The 18118-nt window shown below is 52.1% G+C and carries 15 protein-coding genes and 2 pseudogenes; 7 read left to right on the forward strand and 10 right to left on the reverse strand.

Annotation, left to right across the window (positions count from 1 at the left end; all coding sequences use genetic code 11):
- Window positions 1-5: 5 nt before the first annotated feature.
- Both ydiJ and ppsA read right to left on the reverse strand, forming a co-directional pair.
- A complete protein-coding gene (gene ydiJ / locus ACWAU4_RS12645) occupies window positions 6-3050 on the reverse strand; it encodes a D-2-hydroxyglutarate dehydrogenase YdiJ (protein WP_208124806.1) in 3045 nt (1014 codons plus the stop codon).
- A gap of 97 nt (window positions 3051-3147) precedes the next feature.
- Window positions 3148-5517, reverse strand: a complete 2370-nt coding sequence (gene ppsA / locus ACWAU4_RS12650) for a phosphoenolpyruvate synthase (protein ID WP_454290289.1) — start codon at window positions 5515-5517, stop codon at window positions 3148-3150.
- Between the two features lie 124 nt (window positions 5518-5641).
- Between ppsA and ppsR the strand changes: the two genes are divergently transcribed.
- The 4 genes from ppsR (at window position 5642) to ACWAU4_RS12670 (ending at window position 9280) form a co-directional block, all read left to right on the forward strand.
- On the forward strand, window positions 5642-6454 hold the full coding sequence (gene ppsR, locus ACWAU4_RS12655) for a posphoenolpyruvate synthetase regulatory kinase/phosphorylase PpsR (RefSeq protein WP_028781424.1): 813 nt from the start codon (window positions 5642-5644) through the stop codon (window positions 6452-6454).
- 242 nt (window positions 6455-6696) lie between these two features.
- Window positions 6697-7761 carry a 3-deoxy-7-phosphoheptulonate synthase gene (locus ACWAU4_RS12660; protein WP_025011188.1) on the forward strand — a complete coding sequence of 355 codons (1065 nt, stop codon included), beginning with the start codon at window positions 6697-6699 and terminating at the stop codon, window positions 7759-7761.
- Window positions 7762-7957: 196 nt separating this feature from the next.
- Window positions 7958-8389: an acyl-CoA thioesterase gene (locus ACWAU4_RS12665; RefSeq protein ID WP_045283855.1), complete on the forward strand. Its 432-nt coding sequence runs from the start codon at window positions 7958-7960 to the stop codon at window positions 8387-8389.
- A 225-nt stretch (window positions 8390-8614) separates the two neighbouring features.
- Complete coding sequence (locus ACWAU4_RS12670) at window positions 8615-9280, forward strand: response regulator transcription factor (RefSeq protein ID WP_025011190.1); 666 nt, start codon at window positions 8615-8617, stop codon at window positions 9278-9280.
- Window positions 9281-9303: 23 nt separating this feature from the next.
- On the opposite strand, the gene ACWAU4_RS12675 is transcribed toward ACWAU4_RS12670, so the two are convergent.
- From ACWAU4_RS12675 to ACWAU4_RS12685, 3 genes are all read right to left on the reverse strand, one after another.
- Window positions 9304-9765 carry a hypothetical protein gene (locus tag ACWAU4_RS12675; protein WP_025011191.1) on the reverse strand — a complete coding sequence of 154 codons (462 nt, stop codon included), beginning with the start codon at window positions 9763-9765 and terminating at the stop codon, window positions 9304-9306.
- A gap of 165 nt (window positions 9766-9930) precedes the next feature.
- Entirely contained in the window at window positions 9931-10767 is an 837-nt protein-coding gene (fghA, locus tag ACWAU4_RS12680; RefSeq protein ID WP_107004921.1) for an S-formylglutathione hydrolase, read from the reverse strand.
- A 10-nt stretch (window positions 10768-10777) separates the two neighbouring features.
- Window positions 10778-11902, reverse strand: a complete 1125-nt coding sequence (locus ACWAU4_RS12685) for an S-(hydroxymethyl)glutathione dehydrogenase/class III alcohol dehydrogenase (RefSeq protein ID WP_028781420.1) — start codon at window positions 11900-11902, stop codon at window positions 10778-10780.
- A gap of 132 nt (window positions 11903-12034) precedes the next feature.
- Between ACWAU4_RS12685 and ACWAU4_RS12690 the strand changes: the two genes are divergently transcribed.
- Window positions 12035-12928 carry a LysR substrate-binding domain-containing protein gene (locus ACWAU4_RS12690; protein WP_144190666.1) on the forward strand — a complete coding sequence of 298 codons (894 nt, stop codon included), beginning with the start codon at window positions 12035-12037 and terminating at the stop codon, window positions 12926-12928.
- Window positions 12929-13102: 174 nt separating this feature from the next.
- Here ACWAU4_RS12690 and ACWAU4_RS12695 read toward each other — a convergent pair whose 3' ends face one another.
- From ACWAU4_RS12695 to ACWAU4_RS12715, 5 genes and pseudogenes are all read right to left on the reverse strand, one after another.
- Complete coding sequence (locus ACWAU4_RS12695) at window positions 13103-13606, reverse strand: YaiI/YqxD family protein (RefSeq protein WP_256873008.1); 504 nt, start codon at window positions 13604-13606, stop codon at window positions 13103-13105.
- A 148-nt stretch (window positions 13607-13754) separates the two neighbouring features.
- Entirely contained in the window at window positions 13755-14540 is a 786-nt protein-coding gene (locus ACWAU4_RS12700; protein ID WP_144379987.1) for a hypothetical protein, read from the reverse strand.
- A gap of 14 nt (window positions 14541-14554) precedes the next feature.
- Window positions 14555-14995, reverse strand: coding sequence for a hypothetical protein (locus ACWAU4_RS12705; protein ID WP_144128438.1), 441 nt, complete (start codon window positions 14993-14995; stop codon window positions 14555-14557).
- 110 nt (window positions 14996-15105) lie between these two features.
- A pseudogene (locus tag ACWAU4_RS12710) lies at window positions 15106-15330 on the reverse strand (cupin domain-containing protein); the annotation flags it as partial.
- 224 nt (window positions 15331-15554) lie between these two features.
- Window positions 15555-16145 (reverse strand): hypothetical protein, encoded by a 591-nt coding sequence (locus ACWAU4_RS12715; RefSeq protein WP_208124807.1) that lies wholly within the window; start codon window positions 16143-16145, stop codon window positions 15555-15557.
- Window positions 16146-16315: 170 nt separating this feature from the next.
- Between ACWAU4_RS12715 and ACWAU4_RS12720 the strand changes: the two are divergent.
- Window positions 16316-16603 (forward strand): annotated as a pseudogene (locus ACWAU4_RS12720) (transposase); the annotation flags it as partial.
- 57 nt (window positions 16604-16660) lie between these two features.
- Complete coding sequence (locus tag ACWAU4_RS12725) at window positions 16661-17635, forward strand: hypothetical protein (protein WP_045284114.1); 975 nt, start codon at window positions 16661-16663, stop codon at window positions 17633-17635.
- The last annotated feature ends 483 nt before the right edge of the window (window positions 17636-18118 follow it).

Below are 18118 nucleotides of genomic sequence, written 5' to 3' on the forward strand. Positions count from 1 at the left end.
CGCTCTCAGGCTTGCGTTTGAGTCAGCTCCAGCAAGGCTTCGATGGGGTGCCTGGGCCTAAAGCCACCAAAGCGTTTGACCTGGCTGCGACAGGAGTAGCCGGACACCAGTATCTGCTCCTGCGGCAGCGACTTTATCGCCTCGTCCCAGGACATCTCATACAGAGCCTTGGAGCGTGGCAGGTTTTCCAGCTCATGGCCATAGGTACCGGCCATGCCGCAACAACCCAGATTCACGGTTCCCAACTTGGCACCAAAACGGGCAAAGATGGTTTGCCATTCTTTGGCAGTGCCGGGGCGAGCACTGGATTCAGTGCAGTGGCTGAACCAGGTGAACTCGCGCCCGCTTGCAGGCAGTTGCGGTAACTGCTCGAGCATGGCACTGAGCCACTCGCTGGCAAGCTGGACATTGAATTGGCCGCGCTTGGCACCGAGCGCCTCACGGTATTCGTCGCGATAAACCAGCACCAACGCCGGATCTACCCCCACCATGGGCATGCCAAGGGCATGCACCTGATTGAGAAAATCGGCGGCGGTCTGTGCCGTCTTGGCAAACTGCTCCAGAAACCCCTTGATATGAGCCGGTTTACCGTTGGGCTTGAACGGCAGCAATACCGGCTTGAGTCCAAGCGCTTCGATCAGGCGAATAAAGCGATAAACCAGTTCGGCATCGTAGAAGCTGTTGAAAGGATCCTGCACTACCAACACATAGTTTTGTCGCTCAGCGGCGGGGATAGCGCTCAAGGCGTTGAGATCATAACCACGGCTGGGGTGAGCATCCAGGCGCTGTTTCAGCGTAGGAACAGACAGCGCAGGCGCATCCACATACCCCAGAGCCTTCTTAATCACCCACTTGGATAGAGGATTCTGCGCCGCAAAGTTACTCAGCCGGGGCGCCTTGGCCATCAGCTGCACCGAATCCTCGACACCGGCCACCAGATAATCCTTGGCGGGACGCTGATAACGGCGGTAATAGATACTGAAAAACTGTGCCCGGAACTTGGGGACATCCACCTTCACCGGACACTGGCCGGAGCACGCCTTACAGGCGAGACAGCCCTTGAGCGACTCCATCACCTCGTGGGAATAGTCGTATTCTTTCTTGGCGTTGAGGCTGTTCTGCAGCCGCTGCAATAAGCCCATGGGTTTGGACTTGGCCAGCTCATTGACATCAACGCCTTCAGATTCCAGCAGTCTCAGCCACTCACGCATTAACCCGGCGCGGCCCTTGGGCGAATGGATCCTGTCTCCAGTCACCTTGAAAGAGGGGCACATGGGCGAAAAGCGGCTGTAGTTGAAACACAGGCCGTTGCCGTTACAGTTCATCACATCCGGGAAGGCATCGCGGACACTGACAGGTATTTGCCTATCGAAACTGCCGCGCTTGGTACTGTCGACATTGTAGATAAGCTGTTGGCCTTTGGGTGCCACCAGCTTACCTGGGTTGAGTTTATTCTGGGGGTCGAACAGCGTCTTAACTTCTTCAAGCTCACTCCAAAGCTGCTCGCCAAATACCTGGGGGCCATACTCACCACGCACGCCTTTACCGTGCTCGCCCCACATTAGGCCGCCGTATTTCTGCGTCAGTGCCGCCACTTGATCCGAGACGGTGCGCAGCAAGGCTTCATCCTTGGGATCGCACATATCCAGCGCCGGACGCACGTGCAGCACCCCGGCATCCACATGGCCGAACATACCGTATTGCAGTTGATGGCTATCCAACAGGGCACGGAACTCCATGATATAGTCGGCGAGCTTTTCCGGTGGTACGGCGGTATCTTCAGCGAAGGCTATCGGTTTGCGGCGGCCTTTGGTGGCCCCGAGCAGCCCGACCGCCTTCTTGCGCATGGCATAAATCTTATTGATGGAACCGGCATCCCGGGTAAGCTGATACCCAAGCACCCCTTTTTCACCGGCAGCAATCTGTGCATCCAGCGCCACGGCCAGACGCTCTGCCCGCTCATCGACCTGGGCTTGTTCTCCGGCAAACTCCACCATGTTAAGGCCATCGATTACCTTGCCGGGCACTTCCTGGATAAGCTCGGATACCGAGTGCCAGATAATGTCTTCCCGCGCCAGATTCAGCACCTTGGAATCGACGGTTTCCACCACAGTGGCATTGGCGAGCACCAAGTCGGGCGCATGGCGCAGTGCCGATTCAAAAGAGTCATACTTGATGTTGACCATAAGGCGGCTGGCCGGCAAAGGGGTGATATCCAGTTTGGCCTCAGTCACCACCGCCAGCGTACCCTCTGAGCCCGTGAGGATCCGCGACAGATTGAATTCGCAGAGCTGTTGATCCCAGACATTTTTCAGATCGTAACCGGTCAAAAAACGGTTCAGCTTGGGAAAGCGCTGTTCAATCAGCTCTCGCTGCTCACGGCAGCGACGGGCCACCTCGGTAATCAACTTGTTGCCGAGCGGGTTGTCAGTGACCTTCTCACCCGATTCCAGTGCCTCGCGGCTCACCGGAGCCGTGTGCAGCACACTGCCATCCACCAACACACTGGTAAGCTCCAGCACATGATCCGAGGTCTTGCCATACACCAGCGAGCCGGCGCCGGAAGCATCGGTATTGATCATGCCGCCCAGAGTGGCACGGTTGGAGGTGGAAAGATCCGGGCTGAAGAAAAAGCCGTGCGGCCGCAACGCATCATTGAGCGCATCCTTGACCACACCGGCCTCGACTCTGACCCAACCTTCCTCTGGATTAACTTCCAGCACCCGGTTCATATGGCGTGAGAGGTCCAGCACTATCCCATGGGTCAGCGCCTGGCCATTGGTTCCTGTACCACCGCCGCGGGCACTGAAGACCACCTTGGCAAAAGCCTCCTCACAGGCGAGCCGCAACGCCATGGCAATATCGGCGCTGTCTCTGGGATAGAGCACCGCCTGCGGCAGGAACTGATAGACAGAGTTATCCGTCGCTTGAGCCAAGCGGGCACTGTAGCGCCTGTCGATATCGCCGCGAAAGCCTCGCTGCTCAAGCGCATCCAGATAATCCAGATACAGGGGTTCCAGAGTTTGTTGGTGTGATAATAGGGGTAACATCTTATTGCTCGGCTCAATTATTGTTATCGGGCCATTATAAACAAAAAGAAGCCGCTAAAAAGCGGCTTCTTTCATAACTTACTGAGTTGTTTCAAGCTTAGCCGTGGGCTTCAGCCAGGTACAACCAGGTGTCGATCACAGTGTCGGGGTTCAGAGACACTGTGTCTATGCCCTGCTCCACCAACCAGGCAGCGAAGTCGGCGTGATCCGAAGGACCCTGACCACAGATACCCACGTAAACACCCTTGGCCTTGGCAGACTTGATAGCCATCGCCAGCAACGCCTTAACGGCTTCGTTACGCTCGTCGAACAGGTGACTGATGATGCCCGAGTCACGGTCCAGACCCAGAGTCAGCTGAGTCAGGTCGTTGGAGCCGATGGAGAAACCATCAAACATCTCCAGGAACTGATCCGCCAGCAGGGCGTTGGATGGCAGTTCACACATCATGATGACGCGCAGACCATCTTTACCACGCTCCAGACCTTGCTCTTTCAGCAGTTCGATAACCTGACGGCCTTCTTCAAGAGTACGAACGAACGGGATCATGATCTCTACGTTCTTCAGCCCCATGTCGTTACGAACCCGCTTGATGGCTTCACACTCGAGGGCGAAACAATCACGGAACGACTCGGAGATATAGCGGCTGGCGCCACGGAAGCCCAGCATTGGGTTCTCTTCCTCTGGCTCGTACTTGTCACCGCCGATCAGGTTGGCATATTCGTTTGACTTGAAGTCAGACATACGCACGATGGCCTTCTTGGGGTGGAATGCTGCAGCGATAGAAGAGATACCTTCCACCAGACGGGCAACATAGTATTCAACCGGAGAATCATAACCGGCAATCATCTCGGTGATCTCGGCTTTCAGCTCATCGGTTTGCTGATCAAATTCCAGCAGAGCCTTGGGGTGAATACCTATCATACGGTTGATGATGAACTCGAGACGGGCCAGACCCACACCTTCGTTAGGCAGACGGGCAAAGTCGAAGGCGCGGTCAGGGTTACCCACGTTCATCATTATCTTCATCGGCAGATCAGGCATGGAATCAACGCGGCTGGAAATCACATCAAACTCCAGCTTGCCTTGATAGATATAACCTGTGTCGCCTTCGGCGCAGGATACCGTTACTTCCTGACCGTTTTGAATTTTGTCGGTCACGTCACCACAACCCACTACCGCAGGCACACCCAGTTCACGGGCAATGATAGCAGCGTGACAAGTACGACCACCACGGTTGGTGACAATGGCGCTGGCGCGCTTCATGATAGGTTCCCAATCCGGGTCGGTCATATCGGTAACCAGTACATCGCCTGGCTGGATCTTGTCCATTTCGTCGATAGATTTGAGCACCTTGGCAACACCTGAGCCCACCTTGTGGCCAATGGCGCGACCCTCACAGATCACTTCGCCACGGCTCTTGAGGTGATAACGCTCAATCAGCTGCACACCTTCACGGGAGCGTACGGTTTCAGGGCGAGCCTGAACTATGTAGAGACGACCGTCGTTACCGTCTTTGGCCCATTCGATATCCATCGGACGGCCATAATGCTTTTCAATGATCATCGCCTGCTTGGCCAGCTCCATCACTTCTTCATCATTGATGGAGAAAGTCATGCGCTGTTCTTTGGCGACATCTTCAATTTTCACCTGCTTGCCGTGAGATGCATCATCCGAGTACACCATCTGGATCAGCTTGCTGCCGATGTTACGACGAACAACGGCCTTGTGACCGGCAGTCAGGGTTGGCTTGTGTACGTAGAACTCGTCTGGGTTAACCGCACCTTGTACTACCATTTCGCCCAAACCGAAGGAAGAAGTGATAAATACCACGTCCTTGTTACCGGACTCGGTATCCATGGTGAACATCACGCCTGAAGCCGCCTTGTCGGAACGTACCATGCGCTGAACACCGGCTGACAGCGCCACACCGCGATGGTCGTAACCCTGATGCACACGATAGGAGATAGCGCGATCATTGAACAGGGAGGCAAACACATGCTTGATGGCAACCAATACAGCTTCGAAGCCCTTCACGTTGAGGAAGGTTTCTTGCTGACCGGCAAATGAAGCGTCGGGCATATCTTCTGCAGTGGCAGAGGAACGCACGGCGAATGAGGCGTCTTGGGTTTCAGAGGCTAATTTTTCGTAGGCTTCCCGAATCGCTTGTTCGAGTTCTGGCTGAAATGGGGTTTCGATAACCCACTGTCTGATCTGTGCACCAACTTTAGCCAGTGCGTTGACATCATCTACATCCAATGTGTCAAGAATGTCGTATATCTTCTGGTTTACTCCACTTTGCTCAAGAAACTCATTGAACGCGTGGGATGTGGTCGCAAAGCCGCCAGGTACTTGAACACCGGCATTGGCCAGATTACTGATCATTTCACCAAGGGAAGCGTTTTTACCGCCGACCTTGTTGACGTCACCCATGCCTAATTCCTGATACCAGAGTACGTATTGCTGCACAGTTCTATCTCCGCAAGTTTATTTCAGTGGCCCCTTCACACGAGGGCAGCGGCATTTTACACTCCGTGGCAACAAGCGTAAATCTATAATTTTATTTGTAATTTTATTACTACACGAGGTCGGCATGGCACGTAAAGTATTCTACATTTCTGATGGAACAGCGATCACGGCCGAAGTGTTTGGTCACGCAGTACTTTCTCAATTTCCATTGGAATTTGACTCACTTACCATTCCTTTTGTGGAAAATACTGCTAAGGCAGAAGCCGTTAAAAAGCAGATTAATGATAGTTTTATTACAACAGGGGAACGGCCTCTGGTGTTTCATTCCATCGTCAAACCGGAAATTCGCGACATCATTTATTCCAGTGAAGGCCTGGACTACGACTTTCTCAACACTTTTGTCGCGCCACTGGAGCAACAATTGGGGGTACCGGCCAGCCCGGCACTGCATCGCACCCATGGTATGGCCAACGCAGGTTACGATGCCCGTATCGACGCCATTAACTTTGCCATGGAAAACGACGACGGCCAGACCATGAAGCATATGGACAAGGCCGACATTATCCTGCTTGGGGTTTCCCGCTGCGGCAAGACGCCATCAAGCCTTTATCTGTCGATGCAGTTTGGTATCAAGGCCGCCAACTATCCTTTTATTCAGGATGATATGGACAACCTCAAGCTGCCCGAGGTGCTGAAACGCAACAAATCCAAACTGTTTGGGCTGACCATTGAACCCGTACGCCTGCATGAGATACGTCAGAGCCGAATGGAGAACAGCCGCTATTCCTCCTTGCGCCAATGCCGCCTCGAAGTCAAAGAGGTGGAGATGATGTTCAAGAAAGAGCGCATCCCTTATATAGACACCACCAACCAATCGGTCGAGGAAATTGCCACCAAGATCCTCGACGCCACGGGTCTTGAGCGCCATATGTTCTGAAAATACCCCCAGGCGGCAGACAAAACCTGCCCGAGTTGAAACTGAGTTACAGAATGGCATTTTCTGGCTAACTACTTGTTACCACAGTGCGAACCCTGAATGGCTCAAGTGGGACTTGACACTTTTTCAAGGCCCACTTGGGCAATTATCGGACAATTGCCACTTTGCAGCTCGGCTCGATTGGTTATAATCCGACACAAGATAAGCGCAAAGCGCTCAAGAAATTTCCCCCGGTATCATGAATGACCATTAAAACAGACGAATTACGCACCTCTCTCTTATGTAAAGTGATCTCACCTGCCCAACTCGCATCTGAGTATCCATTGACTCAGGAAGCCGCAGACTACCTGGTTGAACAACGCCGCGAAGTCGAAGCCATTATTCAGGGTGACGATCCGCGTTTGTTGGTCATCATAGGCCCCTGCTCCATCCATGACACAGAAGCGGCCCTGGAGTATGCCGGTCGCCTGGCCAAGCTGCACCATGAACTCAAAGACGATCTGTGCATTCTGATGCGGGTCTATTTTGAGAAGCCCCGCACCATAGTCGGCTGGAAAGGCCTGATTTCCGATCCTGACTTGGACGGCAGCTTCAGCCCCAATAAAGGCCTGCGCCTGGCCCGCAAGTTGCTTCAGCAGATCACCGAGCTGAAACTGCCTATCGCCACCGAGTTTTTGGATATGGTGAATGGTCAGTATATTGCCGATCTCATCACCTGGGGCGCCATCGGGGCCCGCACCACAGAAAGCCAAATTCACCGCGAAATGGCCTCGGCACTCTCCTGCCCGGTAGGCTTCAAGAACGGTACCGACGGCAACATCAATATTGCCGTCGATGCAGTGCGCGCCGCCAGAGAGCCACATATCTTCTACTCTCCGGACAAAGACGGCTCACTGGCGGTCTACCGCACCCATGGTAATCCCTATGGGCATATCATTCTGCGCGGCGGTAAAACTCCCAACTACAGCGAGCAGCATGTGACCAAAGCCAGAGAGCAGATGGACTCGGTTGGGATCCACTCCGGCATAGTGGTCGACTTCAGCCATGGTAACAGCCAGAAGCAGCACAAGAAGCAGCTGGAAGTCGCCGAAGATATCATGACGCAGCTGCGCAGCGGCTCCACCGCCATTGCCGGTATCATGGCCGAGAGTTTTATTGTGGAAGGCAATCAGAAAGTGGTTGCCGGTGAGCCACTCACTTACGGCAAAAGCATCACAGATGCCTGCCTGCACTGGGAAGACTCGGAAAAGCTGCTCAGAGATCTGGCCGCCGCCGCCAAGGAAAGACGCCGCCTGCTGGGCAAATGAGTCGCCCAGATACGGACCACTGAAATGGAATCGCCCCGGTATCTCCACGCTGGAGATGCCGGGGCTTTTTCATGCCCGGATACTTTTGAACATCCAATATTTTTCATGCAGGGCTTTCTGGCTTAGGCTGTCAATCCGCCTTTGGTCGAACTATAATACCGCCCCTGATTTTCCAGCATAACCTTGAGGTTGCCGTATGCCAGAAACGACACAGAGCCAATATGAAGCGGCCGTAGCGCGCCGAATTGAACAAGCCGAGGCTCGGGTGATCAAGGCGGTTTTCCCGTCCATTACCAATCATCACAACACACTGTTTGGCGGTGAAGCCCTCGCCTGGATGGATGAAACCGCCTTTATCGCCGCCACCCGCTTTTGTCGCAAGACACTGGTCACCGTCAGCTCTGACAGAATCGATTTCAAAAAACCGATCCCCGCCGGTAGCCTGGCAGAATTGATCGCCCGGGTGATCCATGTGGGCAACACCTCGATGAAAGTCGAAGTGAACATTTTTGTAGAAGATATGTATCAGGATAAGCGCGAGCACGCTATCCGCGGTGTCTTCACCTTCGTGGCTGTCGATGAAGACAGAAAGCCGACCCAGATCTGGAGTGATGATCTGGCCAACTAGGCCCTCGCATAATCCTGGCCTGTATCTGGCTACAGGCTTTTTAGGTTTCATTCTGCAACAGTCTTTACCGCTGAAAAGGCTTTTATTGGCCGTCGTTCTCGACTAAAGTCTAAAAGCGACAGTAACAAAAAGTCACTTAAACCCTGATAAAGCAATAGGATTATTTGTCACTTTTCTGTTACATTGACCCTTCTTCAGCGTGCAGAGCCATAATCATAACAAGCCATGAAGCCAGAAAACTTAAATATTATCATCGCCGATGATCACCCTTTATTTCGCAATGCCCTGCGCCAGGCGCTTAACAGCGGTTTATCCAATACCCGCTGGTTTGAGGCCGACAGTGCCGATGCGCTGCAAAAACTGCTTGAGCAAACTCATCAGGGATATGATCTGGTACTACTGGATCTGCAGATGCCGGGCTCCCATGGCTACTCCACCCTTATCCATCTGCGCGCCCATTTCCCCGAACTGCCGGTGATAGTGATTTCAGCCCACGAAGATGCCGCCACCATCAGCCGTGCCCTGCACTACGGCGGCGCCGGTTTTATTCCCAAATCGGCTTCGATGGAAACCTTTATCGAAGCAATCACCGCAGTAATGTTCGGCGATATCTGGCTGCCTCAAGGCATAGAGTTGGTTGAAATCAATGATGAGGACGAAACCGACAAGGTCGCCGGCAAGCTCTCTGAGCTGACGCCGCAGCAATACAAGGTGTTGCAGATGTTTGCCGAAGGCCTGCTCAACAAGCAGATAGCCTACGACCTGGGCGTATCCGAGGCGACCATCAAGGCCCACGCCACCGCTATCTTCCGTAAGCTGGGGGTTCGCAACCGCACCCAAGCCGTGATAGCGCTGCAGCAACTGGGGATGGAAAAGGTCGAGATCAACTGATCTCACCGCTTCCCAAAGATTTTTCAGTCCTCCATGGCGGCACATTTGCCAAGATAGATGATTTCCGGCGCACCCGGGCACAACACTTCGACACACTCATCGCCGGTGCAGATAAGATGTGACCAGCCTTCACTGTGTCCATGGAAGAAACTGATTGGGCTTTCCTGCGACCAGGCGTGATCTTTAATCAGGCGGCTGTTGTAACCCTGTTCGTCCCCAAGCTCGCTCAGCGCCTGCCAAAGTTCCAGCAACCCATGTTCATCCAACATACGAAACGCAGTGACCGAGTGGTAATGCAGCCGATAGCGCCCTTCACTCGGTAAATGAAACAGCTCCAGGCTGAGATCGACTCCGGGATGGGGCGTATTTTTGATTTGATAGCGTTTGCCGCCGGGAAGCTGCAACATGAAATCACCGCCCCAGAAGAGCCCGGTGATAAAAAGATCCCCCTGCTCAAAGGGTGTCTGCCATCTGCCTATTTTCATGCTCCCTCCCATTAATCCCTACGCTCGTTAATCCCCCCCTCAGACAAAAGTGGGGTAAACAAGAAAGTACTCAACAAGCGGATACCGGGCAATGGCCGCTATAACGCATAAAAAAGCGCCGCCGGGGCAAACCCTCGGCGGCGCTGCATTTGAGAGGCTCAGCGTTTACAAGCCCAGATGGCCGGCATGAAACTTAAGCTGCTCGTCGATAAATGAGGCGATAAAATAGTAGCTGTGATCATAGCCGGGGTGGCTGTGAAAACTCAGCGCAATTCCGGCATCAGTGGCTGCGGCCTGCAAGGCCTGTGGCAGTAACTGCTCGGCCAGAAACAGATCACTCTCGCCCTGATCAACCCGCATCGGTAGCCCTTTGGCACCACTTTTTATCAGCTCTACCGTGTCATAAGCCTTCCAAGCCTCCCTGTCGCTGCCAAGATAGGCAGCAAACGCCTTCTGGCCCCAGGGACACTGGCTAGGATGACTGATGGGGGCAAAGGCACTGGCGCTGAGATAACGGCCCGGATTTTTAAGGGCTATCATCAGCGCGCCGTGGCCGCCCATGGAGTGACCGGCAATGGCACGCTTATCCGATACCGGGAAGTGCTGCTCTATCAAGGCCGGTAACTCATCTACCACATAGTCATACATACGATAGTGGCTGCTCCAGGGAGCCTGGGTAGCATTGACATAAAAACCGGCCCCCAACCCCAGATCGTAGGCAGCATCTTCGGCATCGGCCACACCTTCTCCACGCGGACTGGTATCCGGGCAAACTATGGCCAGCCCCAACTGAGACGCGAGGCGCTGGGCCCCGGCCTTTTGCATAAAGTTTTCATCCGTACAGGTCAACCCGGAGAGCCAATACAGCACAGGTACCTTTTGGCTATTGGCCTGCTCCGGCAGATAGATGGCGAAACGCATCTCACAGTTCAGACTGCTGGAGTGATGACGATACTGTTTGTGCCAGCCTCCAAACGACCTGTTGTTACTGATATTTTCCATCAGAAGGTCCTCAGAAGTGGATCACGCTGCGAATGCTCTTACCTTCATGCATCAGCTCGAAGGCTTCATTGATATCTTCAAGCCCCATGGTGTGGGTGATAAAGTCATCCAGCTTGAATTTACCGGCCAGATAATCTTCCACTATGCCCGGCAACTGTGAGCGTCCTTTGACACCACCGAAAGCCGAGCCTTTCCACACCCGGCCGGTCACCAGTTGGAAGGGTCTGGTGGAGATCTCCTGTCCGGCACCGGCAACCCCGATGATCACTGACTCGCCCCAGCCCTTGTGGCAACACTCGAGCGCCGAGCGCATCACATCCACATTGCCGATACACTCGAACGAATAATCGACGCCGCCGTCGGTCAAATCCACAATCACCTGCTGAATAGGCTTGTCATAGTCCTTGGGGTTGATGCACTCGGTTGCCCCCAGCTTCTTTGCCAGTTCAAACTTGGATTCATTGACATCTATGCCTATGATGCGACCGGCCTTGGCCATCACAGCGCCAATCACCGCCGACAACCCTATGCCGCCGAGCCCGAAGATGGCCACTGTGGCACCCTCTTCCACCTTGGCAGTGTTCATTACAGCGCCCATGCCGGTAGTGACACCGCAGCCCAGAAGGCAGATCTCTTCCAGCGGTGCCGACTTGTTGACTTTGGCCAGGGAGATCTCAGGCAATACAGTATATTCAGAGAAAGTCGAGCAGCCCATGTAGTGGAAAATCGGCTTGCCGTCTTTGAAGAAACGGGTGGTACCATCCGGCATCAGGCCCTTGCCCTGGGTCTCGCGGATCTTCTGACACAGGTTAGTCTTGCCGGAGCGGCAGAACTTACACTCACCGCATTCAGGCGTGTAAAGAGGAATAACATGATCTCCCACCGCCACACTGGTGACGCCTTCGCCGACCATCTCCACTATACCGCCGCCCTCATGGCCGAGAATGGCCGGAAACACGCCTTCTGGGTCGTCGCCGCTCAAAGTAAAGGCATCGGTATGACACACACCACTGGCAACAATGCGCACCAATACCTCACCGGCCTTGGGCAACATCACATCCACCTCTTCCATCTTCAACGGCTCACCGGCAGCCCAGGCTACGGCGGCGCGGGACTTGATAAATTTGTCTGTCATTGTCGCTTCCTTCTGTTGTGATTGATTCGGTAACGAACCTCTTGGCTCATAAACCGGTTGCCAACATTGTATTTATTCCCAAATAAAAGATAATCAGCCAAATATACAAATCACTTTTACTGAGAAGTAATAATGAACCACTGGGAAGGGATCAGCGAATTTATCGCCGTGGCCGAGAGCCAGAGCTTTACCCGCGCCGCCGAGCGGCTCAACTTGTCTGTAGCGCAGATAAGCCGCCAAATCGCCGCGCTGGAGAAACGCCTGGCAAGCAAACTCTTTTATCGCACTACCCGCAAGGTGTCGCTCAGTGAAGAGGGTCAGCTTTATTATCGCCACTGCCGCTTGCTGCAAGATGGTATAGAAGAAGCCGAACGCGCCCTTGGCAGTTTGAAACAAACCCCGCAGGGCTTGCTGCGGGTGACGGCGCCGGTCACTTACGGCGAGCAGTTTATTCTGCCGCTGCTGAATGACTTTCTCTGCCTGCACCCCAAGCTGGATCTGCAACTGGATCTCAACAACAAGACGCTGGATCTGATTGATGGCGGTTATGATTTGGCGATTCGGCTGGGTAAGCTGGCGGACTCCAGCTTGATGGCGCGGCGTCTTGGCAGTCGCCGCAATTATGTCTGTGCCAGCCCGGAGTATCTGGCCAACCACGGCGTGCCCCACACTCTGGGCGAGCTGCATCGGCATCAATGTTTACTGGGTAACCACCCTTACTGGCGTTTTATCGAGCAGGGCCAGGAACGTCAATGGCGTTTGAGTGGCCGCTTGGTGTGTAATTCTGGCCCTGGGTTATTGGATGCTGCCCGCAAAGGGCTCGGGCTGGTGCAACTGCCCGATTATTATGTCGGTGAGGATCTCGCCAGCGGCGCCCTGGTATCTGTGCTCGAGGCTTACCAGGCGGCGCCTGAGGGTATTTGGGCCTTATACCCACATAACCGCCATCTGTCGCCCAAGGTCAGCCTGCTGTTGGACTTTTTGCAGCAGGCGCTGCCGGAGGCGCCGGATCTGGGCAAGTCTTGAATGGATGCCCTGCCTTGAATGGATGACAGGTCTTGAGCTGCAGCCAGATCTTAAATAGGAACTGAATTCTGCGTAGACTCTGAATCCTGCATAGCCGCTAAAATTTCAACTCTCTGAGCTTTCGAGTCCCCGTGATTTCGAATCTCTGTGATTTCAAATCTAGACTTGGCAGGCTTACCCCTGACGCGTCTTAGCGCGCTGCCAGTGCAGCAGATATTTATCCAGCTCATTGGCAAAAGCTTGTCTATCTGCCTGGCTCAACTTGGGACTGCCACCGGTATCTATACCGCTGGCACGCAGGGTATCGAGAAAATCCCGCATATTGAGGCGGGCACGCACATTGTCGCGATTCAGCAGCTCACCGCGGCTATTGAGCGCCTTGGCGCCCTTGTCTATCACCTCGGCCGCCAGCGGAATATCATTGCTGATCACCAAATCGCCGGCCTGACACAGGCGCACGATTTCGTTATCGGCCACATCAAACCCCTTGGGAACTTGTAAGGTTTTGACACTGGCAGCACCTGTTATCCTGAGCGCCTGATTGGCGACAAAAGTGACATTGATGCCGGTACGCGCCGCCGCCCGCACTAACATTTCGCGGATCACTACCGGGCAGGCATCGGCATCGACCCAGATTTGTGCCAGGTCTGATGCCTGCTCATTTTGATTCTGCTGCACTCGCGCTCCTTTAGTTTGCAATAAAATTTGCATGCCATTCTATCCCAAGCCACGTATCGGTGCGCGCTAAATCCCCATGCCTACAATCAAGCATTTTGCCCGGGAGCGTATCAACACTTCGCCCTCCTGAGCATCAACTCAAACGCTTTCAATCGTGCTCTTCTGCCAGTTTGGCACACCAGTCATCATACTCAAGCGGCTCGTGCCCACGCGCACCTTGCTCTTCCGTGTAATCGCAATAGTTGCACCACAGCGTCAATGCCCGGCGATAAGCCTCACCACTCAAATTAAAGCGGGATAACGGCACAACCGGTAAAATAGTGGCCAACTCATCAAGCTCATCTAGCATCTGCCAACAGATATCGGCCCGAATACACAAACAATACGGCACTTCATGCAACGCAAAATCAAGGCTTTCCAACAGACTGCGGGCCAAATGCAATGCTGCTTGCTGGCGCAGGAAGTCTGTAACCCCGCTATCGGCCAGTATTTGCTGCAGCAAAATCTCGGGAGACGGATTATCAATGCCTTCTGCGGCATTCAGTAGCGGCCGCATTTTGATATAAGTATCCTGCAGCCCATAAGCGCAGTAGAGCCAAAGTTTTACTCTGGGCTCATCAAAACGTGCCAGCCAAAACGCCTGCAACTTTGGCAGTAATCCGGGGTGGGCCAAGGGCAGTGCCAGTGAAGGACTGTCCAGCTCAAGTTGCCTAACCTCCTCGCTCGCGGCTTGCGGGGCGTTTATATCCGGCTGTGAACGGCAGAGAGCCAATTCACATAGCGACTCAAGGTAAGATGCCAGCGCCTCACCCTCGAGCGCGTCTATGCGCTCAAGCACGGCTGCTAACTCTTTTTTCCATAAAGACTTAATTCCGCTCGCCCTGGCCTCGAGGTAAGCTCGCCAATCGCCGGCAATATCCAAGTTAGGGATCATTTTCCAACCATAAATTATCTATCACTCTTTGTATAAAAGGCCTGTAGCTCGCTTGAAATCGCATCCTGGTAGCTGGAGCTCAAAAACTGGCCCCAAGCTCTGCCCTCTTTGAAAACCTTATTGACTGTATCGACCAAGAAAACGCTTTGCACTATGGCCCATTGATTATCCAACTTGGCTACATAATCTGCCGGGGAGAGTGCTTCTTCACTGATTTTGGGGCAAAAGATAATAACCTGAAGATACAAACCCCAAACTAGCGGCAAGAATCCCACCTTAAACGCGACTCTGTTCCTTAACTGGCTGATGTAAGTATCCATATCTGAAGGCAACTCAGCCAGACAAACCATAGCTACGGCTCTATTGCTGGCCCAGGTTTGCCTTTTCAAAAGCGCGACGCACCCGGGGATCTTTGCTTCACATTCCTGAACCGGCTTGAAGCCCTGTGCCTTCAAAGCCAGCGCCATGGATTTGCCTACAGCTGTTATCGTCATACTTGACTCTCCGGACAACCACTAGCAGCTAATACTGGGTGTCTCGATTATTGTTGTTTGGCTTGTCGGCGTTACTCAGTGGCAGGCGCTTCCCTGTGGTAGTGGATAAGATCATGAAACACTACGGGTTGATCTCTTAAGTTGCGGTAACCATGTGGTTTATCTGCGGCAAAGCGCACTGCTTCACCCTGCTGTAGTGGCTGCCACTGACCATCGACTAACACTTCCATAGTGCCGCTCAACACGATCACATGCTCGGTCACACCCGCCTCATGGGGCTCGGAGAGACGCTCATAGTATTAACGTTGGGTGTCCATATTTTTTCTTCATATTTTTTCTTTTGTTGCTCTCTTTATTGAAAACCAATATGGTAGCTTTACTTCCTTTAAACCAGATACAGAATTTGGCATTCTTAAAAACATAACAAGACCAAGCAGCATCACGCATTGCGTGCGCTGAACCTCGCTACGCTCGGCCGCTGTTGGCGACAAGCAGACATCCGCGTCTGACTACAGAGAAGTTAATTTTCCCAGTTATTTTCTAGGTTAATGATCTCTGCGTTTATGCACATAAACGTTTTTTCATAGTTACTATTGAAGAAAAACTCTTTACCAGTGGTTAAATCGAGTACTGAATACTCAAACTCATGATCACCGATAGCTTCTTCCATAAGCGCACAAATAATGTTTGCTCGTTCCTGAGTCATTTTCTCTGATGCGTTGAAGTGAAGTTTTACTAATCTAGGTTGACCATGCAGTACAACATTCAATTCAGGGTTGCATGTAATGCTAGTTCTAGAGTAATTATAACTATCTTTAGGAGGTTGAAATGCCTGAATATTTTTCCCTGATTGCCAGTCTTTAAAATTATTTGCAACTTTCTCGTAGTTTATTTTTTTGCTGGCGTTTTTTTGTTTTCTGCAAATTTCGTAGAGATACGATATGTGGCGTTTTTGCGTAAATAGGCTTTTAATCGCAGTCCTCAGCGACAAGTAGTAGTCTTTATAAAACGCGTAAGGTGGTCTATTTGCAATGTTTCGGATCTTTGTTAGCTTCGGTTTTCCTGTCGTTACAACGATCATTGAAAACTCTGAAACTCCAAGTTGAGGCATAGACTGTTCTCCAGTATTGGTCAATCAGCATACGATGCTACAAAATATACAGAAAATATACAGAAAATATACAGGACATCCTAAATCAAAATGGGGATACCCATAATTCTTGGCGGATTATTGACTCCTTGTCTAGGCTTGAATGGAGCCTTTGAAAAGGAAAGGATGCCATGCCGAGGCCAAGATATGCTCAAGTCAGTCTTGAGGACACCCCCTTCTATCACTGCATCTCCCGCTGTGTCCGTCGCGCCTTTCTATGTGGCGTTGATGATTATTCCGGCAAGAGTTATGAACATCGCCGTGATTGGGTTGAGTCGCGTCTATTGGAACTGGTGGCAGTGTTCGCCATTGACTTGTGTGCCTATGCAGTTATGTCCAATCATCTGCACTTGGTGCTCAGAGTTGACTTGAAAACCGCCACAGAACGGTTCCAAAATGGGGACACCCATAATTCTTGGCAGGTTTCTCTCACCTTGTCTAGGCTTGAATGGAGCCTTTGAAAAGGAAAGGATGCCATGCCGAGGCCAAGATATGCTCAAGTCAGTCTTGAGGACACCCCCTTCTATCACTGCATCTCCCGCTGTGTACGTCGCGCCTTTCTATGTGGCGTTGATGATTATTCCGGCAAGAGTTATGAACATCGCCGTGATTGGGTTGAGTCGCGTCTATTGGAACTGGTGGCCGTCTTTTCCATTGACTTGTGTGCCTATGCAGTCATGTCCAATCATCTGCACTTGGTGCTCAGAGTTGACTTGAAAACCGCCACTGAATGGACATTGGAGCAGGTTTTACAGCGTTGGCACCTGCTTTACAGTGGAACCCTGTTATCCCAGCGTTTTCTGCGCGGTGAAACACTTTCTGATATTGAATATCTCACCCTGCAACAAACCACTGAAGTCTATCGCCAACGTTTGATGGATATCAGTTGGTTTATGCGGGCGCTCAATGAACCTATTGCCAGACAAGCCAATCGGGAAGACGGATGCAGCGGTCGCTTTTGGGAAGGCCGCTTCAAATCCCAGCCATTGTTGGATGATGCAGCGGTATTGGCCTGCATGGCTTATGTTGACTTGAACCCTATCCGCGCGGGAATAGCCAAAACCCCGGAAGACTCAGACTATACCAGTATTCAACGGCGGATACGGGCCGCGATGCAAGGCAAAAACACACCTGAGCTGTTACCCTTTGTCGGCAATGAACGGCTGAACATGCCACAAGGATTGCACTTTGAAGCCAAGGATTATCTGCAACTGGTCGATGATACCGGGCGTATTATCCGCCATGACAAGCGCGGCCAGATTACTGCCGGCACTACGACCATTTTGAATCGTTTAAACATCCCCGTCGGCAACTGGCTCAAGTTGACGACTGATTTTAGCCGTCTATTCAAGGGGCCGGTTGGTACACTGGAATCTCTTACAGACTACTGTATTCACCTGCAACGACGACGAAGGCAAGGGGCCGCTAATTGTCAGAAGTTGTTTAGCTAAATCCCCTTAGTCTTCTCCACCAACTGAGTCGAACTTTGTTCGATTTCAATAATGCCTGAAATTCGAATTTTGCACTCACTTCAATAGTCGAATGGCCTTCAAATGGCCTGAAACACTATTTCCTTTCAATAGAAACACAGTATTTTACAAGCTAGATCACTAGAGATTTTTCTCACCCAACACTTACAATCGGTTATTTACAATGGGTGTCTCGATTTCTTCGACAATGGGTGTCTCGATTTCTTTCTATCGATTTCTTTATCACTTCCCCATCGACTTATTCAATTGTTTTAAATCAAATACTTGCAACCAGCCAATTAAAACCGGTATCTAAATTGGCTTGTTTTTCAAAGAGAAAAAATAGCAGGCTTAAGTTCCACAAATTTCACTGGTATAAATTGCGCCCCTATCAACTTGAACTATACTCTTTATCTTAAATTAAAAGATAAAGATGTCCCTCGTGCTGATGATATAAACACGGGA

The organism is Shewanella sp. FeAMO (genome assembly GCF_053653955.1).

Bases quoted from the DNA above. Each gene is read 5' to 3' on its own strand.
- ACWAU4_RS12670 (WP_025011190.1), top strand. From the start codon at position 8,615: ATGAAGCCAGAAAACTTAAATATTATCATCGCCGATGATCACCCTTTA.
- ACWAU4_RS12725 (WP_045284114.1), top strand. From the start codon at position 16,661: ATGCCGAGGCCAAGATATGCTCAAGTCAGTCTTGAGGACACCCCCTTC.
- ACWAU4_RS12700 (WP_144379987.1), bottom strand. From the start codon at position 14,540: ATGATCCCTAACTTGGATATTGCCGGCGATTGGCGAGCTTACCTCGAG.
- ACWAU4_RS12665 (WP_045283855.1), top strand. From the start codon at position 7,958: ATGCCAGAAACGACACAGAGCCAATATGAAGCGGCCGTAGCGCGCCGA.
- fghA (WP_107004921.1), bottom strand. From the start codon at position 10,767: ATGGAAAATATCAGTAACAACAGGTCGTTTGGAGGCTGGCACAAACAG.
- ppsR (WP_028781424.1), top strand. From the start codon at position 5,642: ATGGCACGTAAAGTATTCTACATTTCTGATGGAACAGCGATCACGGCC.
- ACWAU4_RS12690 (WP_144190666.1), top strand. From the start codon at position 12,035: ATGAACCACTGGGAAGGGATCAGCGAATTTATCGCCGTGGCCGAGAGC.
- ACWAU4_RS12685 (WP_028781420.1), bottom strand. From the start codon at position 11,902: ATGACAGACAAATTTATCAAGTCCCGCGCCGCCGTAGCCTGGGCTGCC.
- ACWAU4_RS12675 (WP_025011191.1), bottom strand. From the start codon at position 9,765: ATGAAAATAGGCAGATGGCAGACACCCTTTGAGCAGGGGGATCTTTTT.
- ACWAU4_RS12715 (WP_208124807.1), bottom strand. From the start codon at position 16,145: ATGCCTCAACTTGGAGTTTCAGAGTTTTCAATGATCGTTGTAACGACA.
- ACWAU4_RS12660 (WP_025011188.1), top strand. From the start codon at position 6,697: ATGACCATTAAAACAGACGAATTACGCACCTCTCTCTTATGTAAAGTG.
- ydiJ (WP_208124806.1), bottom strand. From the start codon at position 3,050: ATGTTACCCCTATTATCACACCAACAAACTCTGGAACCCCTGTATCTG.